We start from the raw sequence: 4496 nt of genomic DNA, 5'->3' as shown, positions 1-4496 counted from the left end.
AGGCCGTTCATCAAGGGGGGTTGGCCGCTATCTTTCCGCATCAGCGGCGGCGACTCAGAAAACAATACACGCCCCACAACCCCACCGCAAATCGCAGCCCCGGGAGCGTGAAGCGCCGCCAAAACCCCCGAAGACTCGGGGATTTTGGCGCCGCTGACCGAGTCCCGTCGGCCCTAGCCGCCGGGAACTTGTTCTATGGAGTGGCTCACATCTTCGGAGTTCCGCCGTTGGCGCCAAAGACCAGGGTGAAATCGGCTTCACGCGGCGTCAGCCGGTAGGGCTCAAGAACGCCGGGACCACAGGCAGCAGTTCCAACCCCGCGCATGACGTGGTCCAGGTACACGTAACTACGACCATCCTGCCTGAGCTCCGGCCGGTGCGTGGCGGCGTCGAGGACTGCCAGGCTGTACGGCCGCACCGTGAGGGCGAATGGTTCACCCGATACCTCCAGCGTGTTTCCGCCCACGATGAGGGAGGCAGATCGCACCCGGGCGCGGGCGCCGGCTTCCTGCGGCCGAACGTAGTCAACGTCCATGCCCGTGAGCGGAAGCGAGAACCATCCAGCGCGGGCACCTTGTCCGGTGTCCGGGTAGGTCTGGTGCGGCCCCTGCCCGAACCAGCTCACCGTTGTGGTCTCGGCCGCAAGCACCACCTCCAAGCCGATCCGCGCCCATTCCACGTCGAAGCCGGCGTTCACCCATGCCCCCTGTGGCCTGACCTGTGTCCGGAGAGCCAGGGCGTCGCCGTCGCTGGTCCACGTGTAGTCCACAAGCACCCCGAACTGCTTGTCGTCAGCACCCATGCGCGTCCGGACGATCAGTTGCTCGCCGCCGTCGGGAGCAGCTTCAGCACTAATGCCCAGCAGCCGCGTATGGAGCCGGTCAAGCCCTGCGTCCTTCCACTGCCGAGCGAGCGGACGCGCGTCGGCGCTTCCCCATTCCCTTCCTAGATCGTTGTCTGTTGGTGCCCACCACAAGGCCAGCCCTATCTGCTCCACGGGAATGCCTCCGATCGAGGTGGGCATGCCGGTGACGCGGCTGAAAACGGCTGGACCAAGCCGCAGTTCCTCCTCGAAGACATCGACGCGTTCGCTTGGACGTGGGATAACGACGGCGGAAGGCTCCCGCACTGCCTGGCCCCAGGCGATTTCGTGGCCCGCGGCGGCCCAAGCAGAATCAGCGGCGAGGACTGCGCTGACGGTGAGTACGGCGGGGCAGCCGCCAGGCAGCCCCGCTGCAGCGGTGCCGGCAACTGCGGCCGGCAGGGACACAACCACCTCGGACTGAGGTGCCAACGGCGAAACGTCCACTGTTCCGCCGTCGAGCGTGGCGCCGTCGTACTCCACCGTGTATCGGAAGCTGTACGCGGACGTGTCCGCGAAGTCGTGTCCGTTGCGGAGCCTGAAGCAGGACCAGTCCGGTGCGACCTCTATGCGCAGCGGCTCAATGACCTTCTTAAAGTCCAGCAGGCCCGGCCGGGGGTTGCGGTTGGCGTCCACGAGGCCATCTGTGACGAAGTTGCCGTCGTGCACCTCCTCACCAAAGTCGCCGCCGTAGGCAAAATGCTCACCGCCACCCGGAGACGGCACGGTGATTCCATGTTCCAGCCATTCCCAGACAAACCCGCCCATCAGGCGCGGATACCGGTCAAAGAGCTCCTGGTACTCACTCATGCCGCCGGGGCCGTTGCCCATCGCATGCACGTATTCGCACAGCACAAAGGGCATGGCGCGGCGGCGCGCGTCCAGGGCGAGGTCCTCCAGCGGCGGCTCCATCCCCTGCCCGATGAGCGCGGTTTCGGCTTGGCTTGCGTACATGCGCGAGTAGACATCGACGTACGGTGAGGACCAGTCCCCCTCGTAGTGGATGGGGCGGGATGGATCGCGCTCCTTGGTCCAGCGGGACATCGCAGCGAGGTTCCGGCCGGTGCCCGCCTCGTTGCCGAGAGACCACATGATTACGCACGCATGGTTCTTGTCCCGCTCAACGGTCCGACGCATCCGGTCCAGCAGCGCAGCTTCCCATTGCGGATCCTCGCTGGGGTTCTGCGCCCATCCAGCGCTCTCAAAGCCATGAGTCTCCAGATCGCATTCGAGCACCACGTAAAAGCCCAGCTGGTCAGCAAGCGCGAGGAATTCCGGGTGCGGCGGGTAGTGCGACGTGCGGATGGCGTTGATGTTGTGCTGCTTCATCAGCCTCAGCTCCGCCTCCACGACGTCGCGGGGCACCACTCGGCCCAGGCGGGGATGGTGCTCGTGGCGGTTCACGCCGCGCAGCAGGATGCGCCGCCCGTTCACCTTGAACTGGGCATCCTCAATGGCGATGCTGCGGAAACCGAGCTGCAGGCTGACAGTCTCGCCGGGCGAGCTGACGGTCGCCTCATAGAGTTTCGGCACCTCTGCAGACCACGGCTCGATCCCGGGAACGCGCAACTCCGTCCCGGCCGGCAGTTCAAGGTCCAGTTCAGGAACGCGTACGACGGCGTCAATCGCCTGACCGCCCCGGCTCACCTCAACGCGCAGCACGCCTTCGCCGACGAGATGGTCGTAGCCGGCATGGACGAAGACGTCGTCGATCCCATCTGCGGGCCGGGCCTGCAGTGTAACGTCCCGGAAGATGCCCGGCAGCCACCACATGTCCTGGTCCTCCAGGTAGCTCGCTGCCGAGAACTGGGCTACCCGCACGGCCACCGTGTTGCTTCCTTCCACCAGGATTCCCGAAACGTCAAACTCGTGAGCCAGGCGGCTGCCCCGGGTGGTTCCCAGCTCCACTCCGTTCAGCCACACCGTCCCGGCGGACTCGATGCCGTCAAACCGCAGCAGGGCGCCCGGCAGGAACTCGGGGCCGGCCTCGAAGGTGAGTACATGATCACCGATCGGGTTCACTTCCGGAACGTGGGGCGGTTCCACGGCAAAGGGGAACTGGACGTTGGTGTAAGCGGGGGACCCGTGGCCGTGCATGGACCAGCTCGACGGAACGGGCAGGCTGGCGAACCCTTCCAGCGCTTCCCCTTCCTGCCATCCGTCGGCTGGTGCCCTGCGGATGCCCGGACTGAGCCGGAACTGCCATTCACCATTGAGGGAGAGCTTGGGGGCGCTGCTCGAGAGGTACGCCCGCGCCGGGAGGGTGCCGCGGCCCGGTGCCAGGGACGAGAGCTCGCCCACGCCCTCCGTGCCGATTTCGAGGCTGCCGGAAGCCCGTGCGCTGATTGCGGCGGCGGCAACACCGGGCAGTGCTGAGGGGGTCTGAACTGACATGGATGTTCCTTGCTGACGAGCCTTTGGAAAGCGACGTGAACGTTCACGTTGAGCGTCCAGCCTAGCTGCTGTGAGCATCTTTGAGTAGGGGTTCAGGCCGAACGGCGGACAATCAGTTCATGCCGGAGAGTCAGCGACGCCGCAGGACTTCGAGCTTCGACCGAGCCGGACAGCAGGCCATCGAGAAGGTCGACGGCGGTGCGGCCAACAGTGCGCAGGTCCAGTGAGAGCGTGGTCAGCTCCGGGGTGGTTAGCTCGCCCAGGGGTATTCCGTCCATTCCGATAACAGCACAATCACCGGGCACCGACTTTGCGCCGTCCTGCAGGGCTTTCAGGGCGCCCACCGCCATCAGGTCATTGAACGCAAGAATCGCGTCTATCCGGTCCCCGCTGCGCAGCAGGGCATCTACGGCTTCCCGAGCCGCCCTTGCTGACGGAGCAGCATGGCAGCGCCTCACCGCGATGCCGGCTTCAGCCGCCACCGCAGCGGCTGCCAAGCCACGGCTGGCAGCAGGTCCGCCCTGGTCAGAGTCAAGGTAGGCAATGCCGCTCCGCCCAGCCGACACCAGGTGGTCGACTGCAAGCCGGGCTGCATAGGGGTAGTCGAACGAGATGTTGCCGGCAGCGCCACCCTCCGGGTAATCCAGGGCAACCACCGGACGCCGACCCATCATGGCCTGCGCTTCGTCCGAGTGTTCGCCGAGGTACCCAATCAGGGCGTCCACCTGCGGCGCCAAGCGGGTCACCGCGTCGAGGGCACTGGCGGTTCCATGGCCGTAGTCATCCACTACAACATTCCAGCTCCGCTCCGTGGCGGCTTCCACCACGCTCGAGGCAAACGCAGGGAAGTAGGGGTTTGTGAGGTCTGGGATCGCCAGGCCTACGGAGATACGGGCACCCTGGACCAGCCCTTTCGCGAAGCGGCTTGGGGTGTATCCGAGTTCCGCGGCCAGCCTTTGGACCCGCTCCCGCGTCGCCTCGCTGATACCGGTCATACCGTTCATGGCTCGGGTAACAGTTTGCCGGGAGACCCCCGCAGCCGCCGCGACATCCATGATGGTGGCGCGCCGGCCGACGGGGTCTGGGGAACGGGTGTTCATAGCTCGTAAGTCTAGGGCTGTCGGCAGGTGCTCTATCAGAGTGTCTTAAATGCGGGAGGCCCCGACCAGTTGCCTGGTTGGGGCCTCGACCTTAATGGTTGTCCGGCGGTGACCTACTCTCCCACACCCTCCCGGGTGCA

At 65.7% G+C, this 4496-nt stretch carries 2 protein-coding genes; both read right to left on the bottom strand.

Annotation, left to right across the window (positions count from 1 at the left end; translation table 11 throughout):
- Positions 1 to 205 precede the first annotated feature (205 nt).
- A complete protein-coding gene (locus ACZ9BC_RS22660) occupies positions 206 to 3256 on the bottom strand; it encodes a glycoside hydrolase family 2 TIM barrel-domain containing protein (protein ID WP_476247928.1) in 3051 nt (1016 codons plus the stop codon).
- Between the two features lie 92 nt (positions 3257 to 3348).
- A complete protein-coding gene (locus tag ACZ9BC_RS22655) occupies positions 3349 to 4356 on the bottom strand; it encodes a LacI family DNA-binding transcriptional regulator (protein WP_476247927.1) in 1008 nt (335 codons plus the stop codon).
- Positions 4357 to 4496 lie beyond the last annotated feature (140 nt).

It is taken from the genome of Pseudarthrobacter sp. TE3704 (assembly GCF_056279405.1).
Note: the sequence above shows the minus strand (reverse complement) of the source record. Positions and strands in the feature narration are given on the sequence as shown.

Bases quoted from the DNA above. Each gene is read 5' to 3' on its own strand.
- ACZ9BC_RS22660 (WP_476247928.1), bottom strand. From the start codon at position 3,256: ATGTCAGTTCAGACCCCCTCAGCACTGCCCGGTGTTGCCGCCGCCGCA.
- ACZ9BC_RS22655 (WP_476247927.1), bottom strand. From the start codon at position 4,356: ATGAACACCCGTTCCCCAGACCCCGTCGGCCGGCGCGCCACCATCATG.